This window comes from Marinoscillum luteum (assembly GCF_044005705.1).
GTDB lineage: Bacteria > Bacteroidota > Bacteroidia > Cytophagales > Cyclobacteriaceae > Marinoscillum > Marinoscillum luteum.
Window position 1 is genome coordinate 343,418 of record NZ_JBIPKE010000020.1, and the last position, 17,053, is coordinate 360,470.

The window sequence follows — 17,053 nt, forward strand, 5'->3', positions numbered from 1 at the left end:
AATTTCTTTTACCAGGAAACTATCCCTGTTTCAGGGTTGGTTTCTTCACTAAAAAATTTACCAGTTGGGCCGTCTTCGCCTATGGTTGCATACTTAACGACTCTTTTGGCAGCAGTTTCCACATCACCACCATGGCCAAAAGTAAAATCAGTTGCAGTTAATCCTGGGCAAACAGCATTGACTTTGAACTTGGTATCACGAAGTTCATACGCTAAATGAATGGTATACATATTCAGTGCTGCTTTTGAGGCCGCATAGACTGCATATTTGGCATAATCGTAAGCTTGCCACTTGGGATCACTTTGCAAGGTAAGAGATCCTACACTCGTACTCAGGTTCACAATCCTTGGTTCGTCCGATTTTCTTAGCAAATCAATAAGGGCATTTGTCACTCTTGCTGTGCCGATCACATTGGTATCAAATGCCGCCTGAAACTCACCAGATTTAGCTTCAAGGGCCGTATATGGGCTGTTTCCTCCGTTGATGCCAGCATTGTTTATTAAGACATCCAAAACATCCGTCCTTTTCCCGACATGTTCACGGCCTTTTTGCACTGAAGATTCATCGGTTACATCCATCTGTATCACTTCGACATTGTTCAATCCTTCAGCTTTTAATTTTTCAACAGCATTGACTCCATTTTGTACATTTCTGCTCCCAATGTAGACGTAAAACCCGTTTTGTAATAAAAGTCTTGCTGTTCCAAAACCTATTCCTTTGTTCGCTCCTGTAATGAGTGCTTTTTTCATTTTGTTTCGATTTTAAATTTCTGAAACAAAATTCGCTGGATGAGAAATGAACTGCTTTACCATATGGTAAAAAGCAATCAGCGGATGTTTTTTCTTATCCTGCTTAAGGACTGCTGCGTGACGCCTAAGTAAGAAGCGACGTAAGTCAATGGAATGCGATTAATGAGTGAAGGATAGTTCTCCATAAATGCTAAATAGCGAGTAGTCGCATCTTGTGACACCACCGGGCCTTTTCTGGATTTTTGGTACATACATAATTGTACCATTTTGTTTTTAATGTTATCCCACCCCACAATAATCTGTGACAGTTCATCCCAGTGTTGCTTAGAAAAAACAATGAGCTTACAGTCGGTACATGCTTGCAAATATTCAGAAGAGACAGTGTTTGCTTCAAAATTGACATAATCTACCACCAGGCTATTCTCGCTCATAAAACATCGCGTGATTTCCTCTCCATCTTTGTTGTAATAACAACCTCTTATTACACCCTCTACTACAAAACCAACTTGTCTTGGGATTTTTCCTGCCTCTGAGAAATACTTGTCTTTTTGAAGATCAATTTCAATTGCATCTCGTGTTACAAGGTTTAATTGTTGTTGATTCAGGTTACCAATTTGCAAGATATATTCCATCAGTTCTTCCATAATGGCAAGTTGATCAAAATTCAATTTTGATGATTTAACATATGGTAAAAAGTTCGACTCGGTAATCGGCTAACTGCTCTTGTATGAAACAGTTGCTGGTTCTTGCAGTGCCTTTTTCGGTTAAGCACAAAGTGACTTGAAAAGCACAAAGTTTTTGGTAGGCACTTCAGCCGCTATTGCTTATACACAATGTTAGCAGTTGGTTTTTTATTTAAACTGTCCTAAAATCATTTTATCCATTTGGCTGTCGGACAGTATTTTCCTTAACAAGAGCAATGGCTTTGCCATGAATCCGCCACTATATCTAGTTTTAGGTTTTCTGGATGCAATCACCTTGAGAATCAGATTTGCAATAATCTCCGGTTCGGCATTTCTGTCTTTAAACTTTTTTCCTGTTTCTATCATTTTCTGTATCATTTTTCCATACAGTCCGTTTGCCGAGGTTTTTTGAGCATTTTCCATAGCAATATCGCTCCATTCAGATTTTACTCCGCCTGGTTCAATAACCACCACTTTTATACCGAATTGTTTGACTTCCATTCTTAAACTATCGCTCAAAGCTTCTAAGGCAAATTTGCTGGCGTGATACCAACCGCCAAGTGGGTTGGCTATTTTTCCGCCAATGGAACTGATATTTACAATCATTCCATTGCTTTGTTCTCGCATATGTGGCAAAACCAATTGGGTTAGGCGTGCCAATCCAAACAGATTGACTTCCATTTGATATTTGGCACTTTCCATTGTTACATCTTCAATGGCTCCATATAAACCAAATCCTGCATTGTTAATAAGGATATCAATCTGTTTTTCATTCTCGATAATTTGTTGAATACCCAAAACCATTGATTGGTCATTCGTTACATCTATTTCAAGAATTTTCGCCCCGGCCTGTTTCAGGTCTTTCATTTTCTCGGTTCTGCGGGCTGCTCCGTAAACTATGTATCCCTTTTTTAGCAATAGTTCTGCTGTCGCTTTTCCCATTCCGGAAGAAGCTCCTGTAATTAATATTACTTTACTCATTATATATTTTTTTTAAGTCGATAGATCCAATTTCTTGCTGATAGGCTTTGTTTTTCTGCATAGAAAAAGCTTCTGTTAAATGTCCTGTTGTCCCGATAATCAAAAGCGCTAATCCAACTCCCTTCCAAAAATCATTTGAGGTAAAAAGCACAACAGCCAATCCGCAGACAACTACCGTTGAAAACAAAACCAAAGCAGAACGATAACCTGTTTTTACAACTAATTTCATTCTTGCAACTTCGGATTTATGAAGTTCCATATTGGTTTGATGCGAAAGTTTTACTTCCGACATTTTACGATGGTTGTGAATCGCAACAGTAAATCCTGCTATAAGAAAAAATAGACCCGCGACACAAAAAGCGTAAGCCAATCCCTTAATCAACTCATCGTTTCTGAAATACTGAAAGAGAATAATAGTAAAGACGAGAAAGGCTATTCCTATTGCAGCAGCGATATAGGCAGTATTCCGTTCGCTCTGGTAATACTGATGCATGTGCGCTATCATTTCCATTGTCTATGAGGTTATATACAATGCAAAAGTAGAGCGATTAAAAACACCTTTCTTTGCTCAGGAGCTCAACTTTGTGTGTTCACTGAGGCAAAATAGAGGACGGGTTGTAGCCAAAAAACTGTTTAAAGGTTTTACTGAAGTGGGATAAATTCTCAAACCCGGCATCTAAAAAGGCTTGCGAGGGCTTTTGATGTTTTTCAGCGATTAAGAAATGGGCTTGTTCCAAACGTTTCTCGGTAAGCCATCTTTGTGGCGAAGTGCCAAATACTTTATTGAAATCCCGTTTAAAAGTCGCTAAGCTTCTGCCTGTTAGGTATGCAAATTTCGAAATGGGGATGTTGAACATAAAGTGGGTTTGCATAAATCCTGCAAGGTCAATTTTATGCGGTTCAGAGAAATCTGAGAGCAAATCATCTGCTCGAACATCGAGTTTCCTGATTAGGATTAAAGCATCTTTTGTTTTTTGTTGTGCTTGTTCATCTGTAACAAGAATGGTTTTCGAGTCCAACTGGTTATCAATAGATTGGAATAAACTGTCTAACTCCTCATTCGCTTTTAGAAATAGCAGTTTGGGACGATTGGCCGTGCGTGCTATGGGTGTTTGTGCAGCATAGAATTTTTGCAAGGACTGCTGTGTGAAAAATATAGTGACCGATCTACATGCTTCATTGTTCATAGGTTCTTTGGAAAACTTTGCCAATTGGTTTCGACCGAATAAAGCGGCTTGCCCAGCAGAAAGGGAATATGTATTATTCGCGGTAGTAACCGAAATTTTTCCCGAATAAACGTACGTGAGCAAATGCTCGGGGACCATCTGTTCGGTTACAAATTCTCTCTTTTCATTACAGGAGAAAAATATACCTGCTTGCGATATGTAATTTGTGCTATTCATCTGCCCAGTTCTGTCGGTGTACGGCCAAATTGTTTTTTGAAAGCAAAGGAAAAGTGAGATAGATCTTCAAAGCCCAAATCAAAATAAATATCTGTCGGTTTCTTTTTATTGTTGTGGATAAGGAAATGAGCTTCATTCAAGCGTTTTTTTATCAACCACCTACTCGGAGTTTCGTTAAAAATAGCTTTAAAATCTCGTTTAAATGCTGATAGGCTTCTTCCTGTTAGCAATGCAAATCGCTCAATACTTACATTGAATTTGTAATGGCGGTTCATATATTCTTCCAGGTTCAATTTTCCTGGTTTTCCAAAGTCAAAGAATACATTGGCCAATTCTGGTTGGAGTTGTAGCAATATGTTCAGTAGTTCTTGCCGTTTTACATCTACCATTTTAGGGTCAATTCTGCCTTCTCCTTTATAATGCGGTTTTAATGATTGGATGAAATGCGATACTTTTTCTGTCGGATGGAGGGACAGGAAGGTTTCTGATGAGTTGAAACCCTGACTATTGAAGGAGCAATTTTTCAGATAACTTTTAAGAAAATCCTCATCAAATAGAATAGCGACCTTTTCAAAGCCATCGCTATCCTTCACTTTGTTATATCGAGCCAATCGGTTTTTTCGAACAAGGCAATATTCTCCTGCTTTTAGGGTATAATGTTTATTCCCGTCATACCCGTTCATTGTACCCTTTATCAAAAACAAAAAGAGGTGTTCGGGTATAAATTGTTCGGGCGATATTTCAGGGCCTAAATAGCAGGAGTTCATTTCCACAGGGTATGATAGATTATTGTTCAAAATAAATGCCTGTCATCTTTTCACAAATTATCCAAAGACTGTCTGCCCTATTCTTATCCAAAGCCCAAGGCCTTACGCCAAAGGGAGCATCACTGCCATTTGGCACCATTAGGGCAATGTTGCAATCTTCTAAATATTGTCCGCCTTTACCATTTAGCTGCGCACTGACAGCCGCCCAAACCGTGGTAGCTCCACCTTGTTGGACTGTCTTATATATATCTCCTTCATTTTTTGGTTTTCTGAAGTAGTTCAATAGCTCTGTGCCGTAGAATGCCCTTAGACTTTGTCCTGCAAATTTTGTCATCCAAACCTTGAATTTGGGGGCATAACCAACCAACGAGCCTGCAAAAAGGTCGGAGGAAGGAACTGGCCCTGGATGTACGGAAAACGATTGAATATTGTATTTACTGAACAACTCGTTCTGTTTTACAGCCATTAGTGCTACTGCTGTCTTACTTTGGCAGTAGGCTTGGAATCCATCATAAGGCGTATGCTCGTAATTAATATCTTCCAAATTTACATCGCTCGTTCTGTGTCCACGAGATGATAAATTTACAATTCTTGCCCCATTGGCCTTTTTTAAAGCAGGGAGCAGTTTGAGGCTCAATTGAAAGTGTCCCAATACGTTTACGGCAAACTGACGTTCATAACCCCTCTCGTCCCTTTGCAGAGGTGTATTGTGAATGCCGGCACTATTGACCAAAACATCAACCTGTCTATTCGATTGCATGAATTTTTCTACAAAGGCATCAATGGATTTTGGTTTTAATAAATCGAGGTATTCGATTTCGACATTTGGTAAACCATTAAGGTTTTTCTTTGCCCATTTCACATCAGGCGTAAGGGCAATTACCGTAGCTCCTTTGCTTACAAATGCTTTTGTGGCTTGTAGCCCTGTGCCCGTATGGCCGCCAGTCATCACCATAATTTTACCAGATAAGTCCGTTCCTTGGACCACTTCCATAGCGGTGGTGCTATGACCAAAATTATTCACAAGCGGTTGTTGTAATGTGTCTGATATGATTTGACCAGAATAGACAGGTTTTCCTGCGGATGTATCATTTTTCACGAACATAAAAATGATAGAGCCATAGAAAAGGACATAGAGCAAAAAAGGGATTCCAATTAAAATATACAGCATCTTTTTTAACGACATTTTTGTAAGGATTAATTTTAAATTACAATACAAATGTCTGCTAAAAACAACAGGGCAACTTTGTTGAAAAGTCCAAAATTGCCCTGTTGAAATTTTCAGATCTTTAACCCTACATTACCATTAATTGCCAAACACTTTTTGTACGGCAACCAAGTCCATGCCTTCCCTAACCAATTTTATTTTACCATTTTCTGCGACTAATCTACCCATATACAATTGTTTATAGGGTTTTCCAATCATCATTGTATCTACTTCATATTCCGCAAAAACTTGATTTGGAGTGATGATATGTGTTTTTACATTGAGGAACCTAAACTCGGGAGACCTTTCCCGAAGACCAGTCAACATTTTTTGGATGTTTTCTTTACCTACGGTTCTCCAACCTTTGCCCATAGATGCCATGTAGGGTAGTTCAATAGCACCATCTTCTGTAAAAATGGAAGCCAAATACTCAGGATTACCGATATTGTTTATATACTCATTGAAGAGTTCTTCTGCATTTTTCATATTCTAGAATTTTGAACTTATTGTTTGAATAATTTCAAGGGTGTTTGGATTTTGTAAATACAAACACCCTTGATTGATGATTTAATTGCTGTAGGTAGCCAGCCACTTTTCTTTTATTTCGGCCCTTGCATTGATGAATTCAACGTCTGTGCCTTGTGCAATGGCATCCAAAGGAAAACGCAGTGGTCTTGTTCCGTTTTGCATGTTTACCAATTCTAAAATTCCATCGGCAATGGTTTGAGGGTTCATGTCGAACTCCTGCATTTTACCAAATAATCCTGCGCCTATCGCATTGAACATGTCTGTTGCAACAGGGTCATATGCTGCTGCAATTTCGGCTTTGTCCGCACCTATTCCTGCCTTGCTTCCATTGTTCATTTCTGTTGGATAAACTCCAGGCTGAATGGTAACGTTTTCAATATTAAATTGAGCCAATTCTGCTTGCAAGCCTTCGGCAATGCTTTCCACACCGAATTTAGAAGCCAGATACGGAATCATAAAAGGTAGTGTATGCCCGCTTGCACCAGAGGTAATGTTAACGATCAAACCTGATTTCTCTTTTCGCATGCTTGGCAAAACGGCTTGGTAGGTTCTGATAACTCCATAAAAGTTTACTTCAAACATTTTACGAATTTGCTCTATTGAAGTAGCCTCTAAAAGCCCAAAACCTGTTACGCCTGCGTTGTTTATCAACACATCGATTTTTCCGTGTTTTGCCAATGTTTTTTCAAATGCCTTCGTAACAGATGTATCATCGGTCACGTCTATTTCTACTACTTCTACATTGGGTAATGCAGCAAGTTCTTTGGCAACTACTTGGTTCTTGCCTGTTGTGCCACGCATTCCGGCTATAACTGTGTAGCCCGCATTTGCAAGGGTTATCGTGGTAAGTTTACCAAACCCTGTGCTTGTTCCTGTAATAAAAATTGTCTTGTTCATCTTTGTAAAATTTAATTGTTAATTGATGAAGCAAAGATGCGATTACAGAAAGCTGTTTTCCATTGACAAATGCTCGAAAAAAAAGCAAACAAATGTCAATGGGTTAGGAAAATAGTGCTTTACTTTTTGGTTGCGTTTCTTCTTATGCGGGTCAGTGTTTCAGGAGTAATTCCAATGTAGGAGGCAATCATGTGTTGTGGAATTCGGTTGGCAATAGAGGGATACTTCTTCAAGAAATCCTGATACTTTTCTTCGGCAGAAAGACTTATTTGAGAATGAATACGGCTTTGGGATACGTTAAAACTCCTTTGCAGGATAGTATTTACCAAATCATTGAGTTGCGGAATGTTTTTGCAAAGGTTATCAAAGTTTGTTTTTTCAATCAATATGACTTCTGAATTTTCAATAGCATCAATGTGAAATTTTGAGCGTGTTCCGGTCATTAAACTTGCTCGATCTCCTGTCCAATGATTTTCAGGTGAGAAGTTCATAATATGCTCATTCCCATTGTCGTCAATAGAAAAGGATTTTAGAAGCCCACTACAGACGAAGGCATTATATTTCCACACGTCACCTGCTTGCAGGAGATATTGTCTTCTCCGTAGTTTTTTTTCTATCGACACCAAATGAATCATTTCAATTTCACTCTCATAAAGTGTGATTTTATCCTTTAAGTATTTTATAAAAAAATCGAACATTGAATGTAAATTCTTTCCAAGTTTAAATTTATATAGTTGTTTAGCGTCTTGCCGTTTAGTTTACTTGCCGCTAACCTTTAGCTTCCCTTCATATTACTATTCCAAGAAACTGATTGATTAACTTAAAGATAGGAAATGTGGGCAAAGAACCCAGCGGCTGATTCATGGTGATGTTCGAGCAAAGATGTGTAAAGTGGCTCCCGATAGCCATCAGGAGGCGCATTCACTGTATCGGTCTGTTACCTCTCGCTTAGTTTCGGTTGAAAAGTTCAGTTAGAAACTGAATCCGCTTTTCATCAGATAGATTGAATTTTCCATCAAATTGTCAAAGCTAGAATTAGTGAAAATAGAGCGAGAATAATGGTGATAGGAGTAAACACTTTTTGCTCTATTTTGCTTTTTGAAATAATATTACCATAAGTATTTAAAAGAAATAGAACCGTCATAGCCCATAACAAGATGGACATCATACTTTTTGGAAAGTGAATGGACAAGAATTCGGATTGAACTAATACAATAAACAGAAAAAATAGATTTACTAAAATAGATACAACTTCAAACTGATACATTTCTTTATCGGAATTCAGTCGTCCACCCCAAACATTTTTATACGGAATTATTTTAGTTAAAATGCAGATATGTAGCACTAAAAAAAATGACAGAATAACTATTAGACCGTATTGAGAAAAAGCTATCATATTAATACCAATTGAATCCAACTATGCACATATTTGAAACTCCTTCTCTTTGTCCATTATTAGGAAGATTAGATTTCCCAAGAAATATTCTGTATTGCAAGTCCAATGCAAAACGTCCCTTGTGCCAAATTTCATAACCTGTTGCAAACGTAAATGCTGGAAATCCAGTATAAAAACCTGCTGTTTTAGGATCTTTAACTGAGTAAAATGCAGGAGCATCAAATGTCAAACCTGCACCACCCAATACCCACCAATTTTCCTTTAGCCAATATTGCCCTGCTATTGTGACCCCTTCAAATCCCCTGTCTTTACCATTGTATTCGTAGTTGGCCCCTGGCAGCAGAGCAAGTAAGGCAAGTCGATGATTGAGCATATATCCAACTTTTATGTTTGGTAAAGTGGTAGAAAACGCTACTTCGGTAGTGTCATTCGTACGTAGTGATAATGCACCTGCACCAAGCCCTATGCCAATTACAAAGCCTTTTCGTTCAACTGGTCTCTTGTCTAAATTGGTTTGTGCAAATGTGTAATTCACCATAATTGTTAAGGCAAAAATCAAAATTTCACGCATCTTTTACTTTTTAAATTATTAAGATGCAAAGGTCAAATTTGTATGTTTGAAAGCCGTTACCATATGGTAAGAAATCAACTTGCTGGGTTTCTTATTCTACTCAAACTTTGTGGTGTAATTCCAAGATATGATGCAATGTGCTTTTGTGCAATTCGTTGATGAATGTTTGGAAATTTGGTTTGTAAAATACGATATCGCTCTTCAGCTGTTTTGGTTAACAGCTCAATTTGCTGTTGCTGTTTTTCTACAAAAGAAGACTCTGCCGACTTCTGCATGATGACCTGCCCAACCGATTTCTGACTTAACTTGTAAAAATCATCCCTTGAAACTCTCACCATTTCGGACTTTTCAAGCGCTACGACTTCCAATGCTGTCGGTTTTTGAGTTAAGAGAGACATATAGTCTCCACAAAAGTTATTATCAAAAGCAAAATCAAGGCAAACGAAATTGTTTCCTTTCCATAAAAAAATTCCAGCACTACCTTTGAGTATAAAGTAAAAATATTTCTCAGTTGTATTTTGAGGTTTTATGATTTCGTCTTTGTTGAAAGAGATTGCTTCACAAAGGCTTGAAAACTCTTTCCATGCTTCAATAGGGGCATCAAAATATGCTTCAAACGACTTTTTTAGAATTTCTGCAAGCATTTATTTATCAAATCTTTCTTTTAACTAATGTCTGTAGAGTCTTTTTTGTCATTACCCACAACAACCACCAATGGTTGTTACTCCCTTGTAAATTCAACCAAATGTAAGGACTTTCACACCCAAACAAACCATTATCGGCTATAGGAAGGGCGGCACCTTCTTTCCTCCCACTTCCCGGATTATTTCACCCCCGCAGCAAGCCTCATCTGCCCGGAAAAATACTTTCTCAACTCTCCTTCCTTTCATCTAGCTTCGCGGCAGTTTACATAGCGCACATGACCAACGACCTGGTGCTTACCGAAGAGGAAGCCCGATTTGAAGCACTTATCCAAGGTTTACTCTCTGAAGGTCATGGCACATGCCCTGATTTCATAGACCCCCTCACCGCCAACGGCCTCCGAAGCAATCTCCTGGGCCACAAACAAAGTGGCGACATGCGTCCGGCGGGCATCTCCCGCCAGTTTGATTATCAGCGAAACGCCGAAGTGCGTGGTGATGTGATCAGGTGGATCGAAAATGACACCTCGGACGTATTTGAATTACTGGTGCTTTCCAGGATTCAGGCCTTTATCACCTACCTCAACAGAACCTGCTATACAGCCATCAATGATTTTGAATTTCACTATGCCTACTATGAGCAGGGTAGCTTCTACAAGCGGCATTTAGACCAGTTTAAGAGTGACAAAGGCCGGAAATACTCTCTGGTGATGTACCTCAACGAAGACTGGCTGGAGAGCGATGGGGGTCAGCTGTCACTCCATCATCCGGATGGCACTCAGAAAAACGTTCTCCCAGTCAGTGGCCGGGCGGTATTCTTTGAGAGCGACAAGGTAGAGCATGAGGTTCACCCCTCCCTCAACCGCTACCGGCTGAGCATCGCAGGCTGGCTCAAGCAGGTATAACGGGTCGGGGACACTCCCATCACGATTTCACATCCTGCACACATCTAAAGCCAGTATGATTGAAACCTGAGTCTTTGCTGGAGCTCATCCTTCTGGACACCCGGTAGCCACTGCAGTAGCTGTCGTTGCAGAGGAATGATCCGCCACGAATCAGGTGTTTGGGAGTATATGGATCTCGGGGATCGTAGTATTGAGCGGAGCCTTTGGGATCTTCCACGGCACCTTTGCGCTGATAGCTCTCATAAGCACGGGCATCGTATTTGTCCTGGCACCACTCCCACACATTGCCCGCCATGTCATATAACCCAAAGCCATTCGCCGGGAAAGACTTCACCGGAGCCGTGGTTTCAAAACCGTCTAGTACATAATTTTGATACGGGAATTTTCCTTGCCAGAAATTGGCCTTGTCTGAAGCATTCTCCGCCGACTCATTGCCCCATGGATATTTGATGTCTTTGCGGCCGCCCATGGAGGCCCACTCCCACTCTGCTTCTGTGGGCAGTCGCTTTCCGGCCCATTGGGCATAAGCCACAGCATCGTCCCAGGCCACGTGCACCACAGGATGGTTCATACGGTCGGCAATGGTGCTCTCAGGCCCTTCCGGATGGCGCCAGTTGGCCCCTATGGTCCAGACCCACCACTGCGTATAGTCCGCCAGATTCACCTCGCTGCTCGTTGGGCGAAAAACCAGAGCTCCCGCCTGCAGCACAGAGTCCGGAGGCTTGGGGGTACCCTCGGGCACCTGAGTTTTCATCTCTTCCCAGTCAATGTCGCGCTCGGCAATAGTCACATAGCCTGTGGCCTCCACAAATTCAGCAAACTGTGCATTGGTGACCTCCGTGGCATCCATGAAAAAAGGAGAGACAGAGACCTCATGAGTGGGAAACTCATCTTCGTAGGCCTCGGTGGATTTTGCACCCATGTGAAAGCTTCCTTCCGGGATATAAACCATCCCCTCGGGAGCCTCAATGCTACCACGATTTGTATCGGCCTGTGAACAACCTGCGGCCAGCAGGCAAACCATACCAAACTTCAATAACCTCATAGGTCAAAGGTTATCAAAAATGGGTAAATCATGAAATCTAAAGAATATCTTATTACCTGGACTTCCTGAAGAAATACGGCCTCCTTCTGCCCAGATCTTCAACCGAGTAAGTCACAGTGAGTTCATGTTTCCCGGTAATGAGCTCATTAAACTCACCAAATGGATGATTGTAGCTGTATCCCACTTTAAACCCTGAGTTTTCGAAAGCTACTCCGGCATTCACGCTCTTAGTGGATCGGTAAGCCAGGTTGAGCCAAAGTGTTTTAGACCACCCTACCAGTAACCCTCCGTCATAAAAACCTGAGCCATCGTGAAAGTATCTGTACATCACATAGTTTTCTACAGATACTATGCTCTTGTAGTGAGTGTATGTAAACTTTGCAAGGGTATTGAAATCGAATTTCAAAGACTCATTACCCTTGACAAGATAAGGCATATAATAGCTCAGCTGAAATTTATACACATTGTACACAAACCCACCCCCAAGAGTGAGCTGTGTGTGGTCATATACATTATCGCTATTCAACAGAGGATCATCCTGATCCACATAAGGGCTATACTTTACATCAGAAGATTCAAGCTTTTCGCGAAGAAGTCCTGCGGCCAGCGAAAAGGAAAGATAATGATCCTCGGTGATTCCAGCCATGTAGGCAAGTGATACATCCAAGCCCTGATAATTGATCATCCCCAGGCTTTGTGAGTTCATTCGCAAGCCCGATGAAAGGCCTCTCCCGAGCCCGTAATATGTACCAAAACTGATGTATTCTGCTCCCTTTTCAGACTGTGAGCCGGTGTATTTATTGGCCTGAAAAGCTGCAAACAAATCACCACCCGGTGCACTGTAAGCTGTATTCAGTGAAAAGGGGTTCATAAAATAGCTGGAAGACCCCAGAAAATCCTGAGCGGATAGTGAAAATCCACTGACAAGTAAAATCGAACAAAAAGTAAAAATCTTCATGGCTAATTAATTTCTAATGATGGTGACAGTACCGCGGTAAAGGTTTCCAAGACTACTGTAAAACTTATAATAATAGACACCAGGATCGAGCTCCTTGCCGTTTTGGCTTACACCGTCCCATTCATTGGCGTATGGTGTACTTCGGTATACCTCTATCCCAGATCCTTTGTAAATCACCAAGGTGTAGCCTTCATACAAACTGATATTCTGGATAAAGAAATAGTCGTTGTATCCGTCTGAATTAGGTGTAATTACTTCATTCACAGGCAACAGATCAGATTCAACAGCATCCTGAATCTCTATTCTCAACAGTGCTTCCACAGTCAGTTGCGGACTGCCACTATCTGTCACACGCACCCTGTAGATCACCTCCTTCAGTTCTTCATAGTCCAGGGAATCCTTATTATTCACCAATACCTGACCGGATGCATCAATCCTGAATGCTCCTTTACTCTCATCAAAGAATGGATCACTTCTTATGATCTCAAAGGTAAAATCATCCCCATCCACGTCAGTCACGTTCAGAAAACCCAATGAGGATTCACTCTCAGAATTCTCAGTAATATACAGGGTGGTATCAGCCAGTACAGGAGCTTCATTGACTGATTCTACCAACACGACAAAATTCTCAGAAAATGTACTTTGGCCTTTATCAGTCACCGTGATTTCCAGGGCAAATTGGCCCTGCCCTTCCGCATCCAGCGGCACCTTTGTCTGCAGCTGATCTCCGCTTATTTTAAAAAACTTCTTCAGCTGCTCAGCATCCGCTCCGGTGATGGTGTAGCTGAATGAATCAGAAGCATCTGTATCGTCTGTACTGAGGACTCCGATTAAAGTCCCTGAAGGTTGATTTTCGTCTACCACATCGTTGGACAGTAGGAGCCCTGTTGGTGCATCATTGGTATCATTCACCGTAAGGGTAAAGGCTTTTTCTATCACCGCTCCATCTCCATCTGTAGCTGCCACCCTCACGCTAAGACTGCCCGTCTGCTCAAAATCAAAAACCTGTGCCGTTTTCAGCACATTGTCCTCTATACTAAACAGCGCATTGCTGCCACCACCGGCACCCGCCTTGAGGGCATAGGTAAAGGTCTCGCCGGCATCCTCATCTGTTGTGGTGAACTCTCCCACTTCAGTACCAACAGGCAGATTTTCGTCAAACGTATTCCCCGATAAGGCAACTGCTGTCGGCACATCATTTTCATCCGAAATGGTAATGGTAAACTGCTGCACAAACGTATTGGCTTCCTTATCACTCACCTTCAGAGCAATGAAGTATGAAGACTTCTCCTCATAGTTCACCTTTTCAGCCATGGTAATGGTGTTTCCATCTATGAAAAACGGACCACTGGTATCATTCCCGTTTGAAAAGCTGAAAGTATGAAGCTCACCGAAAGCATTATCAGTATCCTCCGCAGAAAGATCTGCAATTTTTTGTCCTACTCCGGTGTGTTCGGGAACTATCAGATTCGAAACCATGATCGCCGTAGGCGCCTCATTTCTATTGTTGATCGTCAGGGTAAACTCCTTCTCAAAAGAAAAACCCTCTCCACCAGCATCTGTCACCTCAATGGTAATGGTGAGCGTGGTATTGGTCTCATAATCCACCACCTGCTGCGCATATAGCTTATTGTCGTTGATTTCAAAGAAATCATCGTGATCACTACCCACCAGGCTGAAAACATACTCATCTGTGGCATCCTGATCTGTGACTGAAATCACTGCTATTTCCTGCCCGATGGTGTTATTTTCATAAAAATCAGACTTAGACAACTTGAGATTTGTAGGAGGATCATTGGCATCCGTAAGGTTAATTTTAAAAGCCTTTTGGAATGTATTGCTACCGTTGTCAGTAGCCTGTACCCTCACTTCGTATTCGCTTTTCACTTCATAATCGAAGGTTCCATTGGATAAAAACACATCATCTTCCAATAGAAACAAATCGTTATTGGTATCCCCATCACCAGACACAAACGCGTATGTAAATACGTCCGGATTATCCACATCATTGACGGACAGTCGGCCAATAAAAGTGCCTGGAGTAGCATCCTCTTTTAATGTATTTTTACTTAGATAGACGTCATTCGGCGGCTCATTTACATCTTCTATAGTGACTTGGAATTGCTGAACAAAGGTATTCGCAGCTTTGTCAGTCACCATCAATGAAATGAAATAAGATGATACCGACTCGAAATCCACCTTCTGAGCCAGTTTGATGCTAGAGCCATCTATGAAGAAGGGGCCATCAGTGTCCTCACCGCTCGAGAAACTAAAGGTATGCACCTCGCCAAATACATTATCAGAATCCTCTGCAGAGAGATCCGCCACCTTTTGACCTACCGCCATGTCCTCCGGTATGGAGAGATTGGTTACAAAGATTTCTGTAGGTGCTTCATTTCGATTATTGATGGTCAACACGAACTGTTTTTGATAGGAAAACCCTGCTCCGCCATCGTCCGTCACCTGGATGGTAACAGTCAAAGTAGTATTGGTCTCATAATCGATGACCTGCTGAACGTACAGTTTATTATCATTAATCTCGAAATAGTCATCATGGTCGGTCCCAATAAGACTATAAACGTACTCATCTGTGGCATCCTGATCAGTGACTGAAATCACAGCTACTTCCTGCCCGATGGTGTTATTTTCATAAAAGTCCGACTTTGACATTTTGAGATTCGTAGGGGGATCATTAGCGTCTAACAAAACAATTGTGAACACTTTCTGAAAAGTATTACTTCCCGCATCAGTAGCCTGTATCCTCACTTCGTATTCGCTTTTTACTTCAAAATCAAAATTGCCATTGGAGGTAATTTCATCATCAGTAATCTGAAACAGCGCATTGCCTGTATCTCCATCCCCTGAGACAAAGGCATATTCATATGTATCCACATCATCCACATCGTTAACTGAGAGCCTGCCGATGAAAGTACCTATGGCAGCATCCTCTGCAAGCGTATTCTTGCTCAGATAAATATCATTGGGTGCTTCATTCACATCCAGGATGTTGATCTGAAATTGTTTTGTGAAAGTGTTGTTGGCAGCATCTTTCACTACAAGTGTAAGGAAGTATGTACTTTTCTCTTCAAAGTCCGGGACAACTATTGCCTTCAGGGTGTTACCATCCAATAGAAAGTCCCCATTGGAGTCTGTTCCGTTGATGAAAGTATAGGTATGCGTATCCCCCGCAGACAAATCCTGGTCTGTAGTAGTCAGAGTACCTAGTATCGTTCCTGTCGGACTGTTTTCATCCAGCTCATTATTGGAGAGGGTAATATCAGTGGGTGCTTCATTCACATCGGAAATATTCACCACAAAACTCTCCTGATAGGTCAACCCCGCACCGGCCTGATCGGTAACTGTAATGGTCAAAGAATAGCTCGCTTTTACTTCAAAATTGGCGACAACACCCAGTACCAATCTGTTTCCATCCCGAATTTCGAAATTGCTGTCGTCGGCAGATCCCGTAAGGGTATATACAAATGAATCCCCTGCGTCTTCATCTGTAGTCGTCAAGAGGCCCACCTGAGCAAAAGTTTCATTATTTTCTGCCAGGGTACTCGCAGAAAGAATGATGTCCGTAGGCCCGTCGTTTACGTCCAATACTGTAATGACAAAAGCTCTTTCAAAGGTAGCACCCTTGGGATCGGTGGTTTGGACTCGAACAGAATACTCATTTTTTACTTCAAAATTCAGTATCTCTGCGGTCTTCAACTCATTGCCGGTAATGGTAAAAAATGAATTGCCCGTATCTCCCTCACCTGTCACCAATTGGTAGGTAAACCCGGTACTGTGATTGGCATCTGTGGTACTCAGCACGCCCACTACTGATCCGGCTGTGAGATTTTCACTGATCGATGAAGCCGAAAGCGAAATAGCCGTGGGTGCGTAGTTGTCGGAGATCACATATGGTACAGTATTGGAGCCCGTTTGCGCATTGTTTTCAAAAGCCAGACTATTCACCGCATTCAGCACTTCATTATTCTGATCATCGTAGATCTGAAAAGTGACGGTCTTCCCTGATGCAGAATTGCTATAAACTGTAAGGAAAATGACTACCTCACCTGTGGATGGAACATTCACATCCGGGCTACCCACACCGACGACTACACCGTCTATAAATGCAGCCACCACGTCATTACTGCTGGTGGAAACCCTGCCATTCACCTCTAGTCTGGCCGTGATGGCCATGTCATAGGTGAAGTCATTTGGATCCACTGTCCAGGAGCCTGGTGCCTGTCCGTAGCTCATGGCTCCGGACAAGACCAAAATCATTAATATAATATTCTTCATTATTCTAGAGATTTCCCTAAAGGGCAGTG

Annotated in this window: 16 protein-coding genes; 1 reads left to right on the forward strand and 15 read right to left on the reverse strand. The window is 41.5% G+C overall.

Annotated elements, in window-relative coordinates; genetic code table 11:
• Positions 1-8 precede the first annotated feature (8 nt).
• From ACHKAR_RS19440 to ACHKAR_RS19495, 12 genes are all read right to left on the reverse strand, one after another.
• Entirely contained in the window at positions 9-749 is a 741-nt protein-coding gene (locus ACHKAR_RS19440) for an SDR family NAD(P)-dependent oxidoreductase (RefSeq protein WP_395419051.1), read from the reverse strand.
• Between the two features lie 77 nt (positions 750-826).
• Positions 827-1,393, reverse strand: a complete 567-nt coding sequence (locus ACHKAR_RS19445) for a Crp/Fnr family transcriptional regulator (RefSeq protein WP_395419052.1) — start codon at positions 1,391-1,393, stop codon at positions 827-829.
• A 207-nt stretch (positions 1,394-1,600) separates the two neighbouring features.
• Entirely contained in the window at positions 1,601-2,413 is an 813-nt protein-coding gene (locus ACHKAR_RS19450) for an oxidoreductase (RefSeq protein ID WP_395419053.1), read from the reverse strand.
• Positions 2,406-2,924, reverse strand: coding sequence for a hypothetical protein (locus tag ACHKAR_RS19455; protein WP_395419054.1), 519 nt, complete (start codon positions 2,922-2,924; stop codon positions 2,406-2,408). The genes ACHKAR_RS19450 and ACHKAR_RS19455 overlap by 8 nt, the downstream gene beginning before the upstream one ends.
• A gap of 79 nt (positions 2,925-3,003) precedes the next feature.
• The gene (locus tag ACHKAR_RS19460; RefSeq protein ID WP_395419055.1) at positions 3,004-3,816 is read right to left on the reverse strand and encodes a helix-turn-helix domain-containing protein; all 813 of its coding nucleotides are present in this window, start codon (positions 3,814-3,816) and stop codon (positions 3,004-3,006) included.
• The gene (locus ACHKAR_RS19465; protein ID WP_395419613.1) at positions 3,813-4,583 is read right to left on the reverse strand and encodes a helix-turn-helix domain-containing protein; all 771 of its coding nucleotides are present in this window, start codon (positions 4,581-4,583) and stop codon (positions 3,813-3,815) included. Before ACHKAR_RS19465 ends, ACHKAR_RS19460 begins: the two co-directional genes overlap by 4 nt.
• Before the next feature lie 19 nt (positions 4,584-4,602).
• A complete protein-coding gene (locus ACHKAR_RS19470) occupies positions 4,603-5,769 on the reverse strand; it encodes an SDR family NAD(P)-dependent oxidoreductase (RefSeq protein WP_395419056.1) in 1,167 nt (388 codons plus the stop codon).
• A gap of 120 nt (positions 5,770-5,889) precedes the next feature.
• Positions 5,890-6,276, reverse strand: coding sequence for a nuclear transport factor 2 family protein (locus tag ACHKAR_RS19475; protein ID WP_395419057.1), 387 nt, complete (start codon positions 6,274-6,276; stop codon positions 5,890-5,892).
• Between the two features lie 81 nt (positions 6,277-6,357).
• Entirely contained in the window at positions 6,358-7,215 is an 858-nt protein-coding gene (locus tag ACHKAR_RS19480; protein WP_395419058.1) for an SDR family oxidoreductase, read from the reverse strand.
• A 119-nt stretch (positions 7,216-7,334) separates the two neighbouring features.
• Complete coding sequence (locus ACHKAR_RS19485; protein WP_395419059.1) at positions 7,335-7,913, reverse strand: Crp/Fnr family transcriptional regulator; 579 nt, start codon at positions 7,911-7,913, stop codon at positions 7,335-7,337.
• Positions 7,914-8,612: 699 nt separating this feature from the next.
• A complete protein-coding gene (locus ACHKAR_RS19490) occupies positions 8,613-9,182 on the reverse strand; it encodes a hypothetical protein (protein WP_395419060.1) in 570 nt (189 codons plus the stop codon).
• Between the two features lie 74 nt (positions 9,183-9,256).
• Positions 9,257-9,826 (reverse strand): Crp/Fnr family transcriptional regulator, encoded by a 570-nt coding sequence (locus ACHKAR_RS19495; protein ID WP_395419061.1) that lies wholly within the window; start codon positions 9,824-9,826, stop codon positions 9,257-9,259.
• 275 nt (positions 9,827-10,101) lie between these two features.
• Here ACHKAR_RS19495 and ACHKAR_RS19500 point away from each other — a divergent pair, with 275 nt between their 5' ends.
• Positions 10,102-10,728 (forward strand): 2OG-Fe(II) oxygenase, encoded by a 627-nt coding sequence (locus ACHKAR_RS19500; RefSeq protein ID WP_395419062.1) that lies wholly within the window; start codon positions 10,102-10,104, stop codon positions 10,726-10,728.
• A 19-nt stretch (positions 10,729-10,747) separates the two neighbouring features.
• Here the strand turns inward: ACHKAR_RS19500 and ACHKAR_RS19505 are convergent, their stop codons facing one another.
• The 3 genes from ACHKAR_RS19505 to ACHKAR_RS19515 are packed head-to-tail and all read right to left on the reverse strand — an operon-like array spanning position 10,748 to position 17,024.
• Entirely contained in the window at positions 10,748-11,773 is a 1,026-nt protein-coding gene (locus ACHKAR_RS19505) for a formylglycine-generating enzyme family protein (RefSeq protein WP_395419063.1), read from the reverse strand.
• A gap of 52 nt (positions 11,774-11,825) precedes the next feature.
• On the reverse strand, positions 11,826-12,731 hold the full coding sequence (locus ACHKAR_RS19510) for a type IX secretion system membrane protein PorP/SprF (RefSeq protein WP_159581523.1): 906 nt from the start codon (positions 12,729-12,731) through the stop codon (positions 11,826-11,828).
• A 6-nt stretch (positions 12,732-12,737) separates the two neighbouring features.
• Entirely contained in the window at positions 12,738-17,024 is a 4,287-nt protein-coding gene (locus ACHKAR_RS19515; protein ID WP_395419064.1) for a cadherin domain-containing protein, read from the reverse strand.
• Between the last annotated feature and the right edge of the window lie 29 nt (positions 17,025-17,053).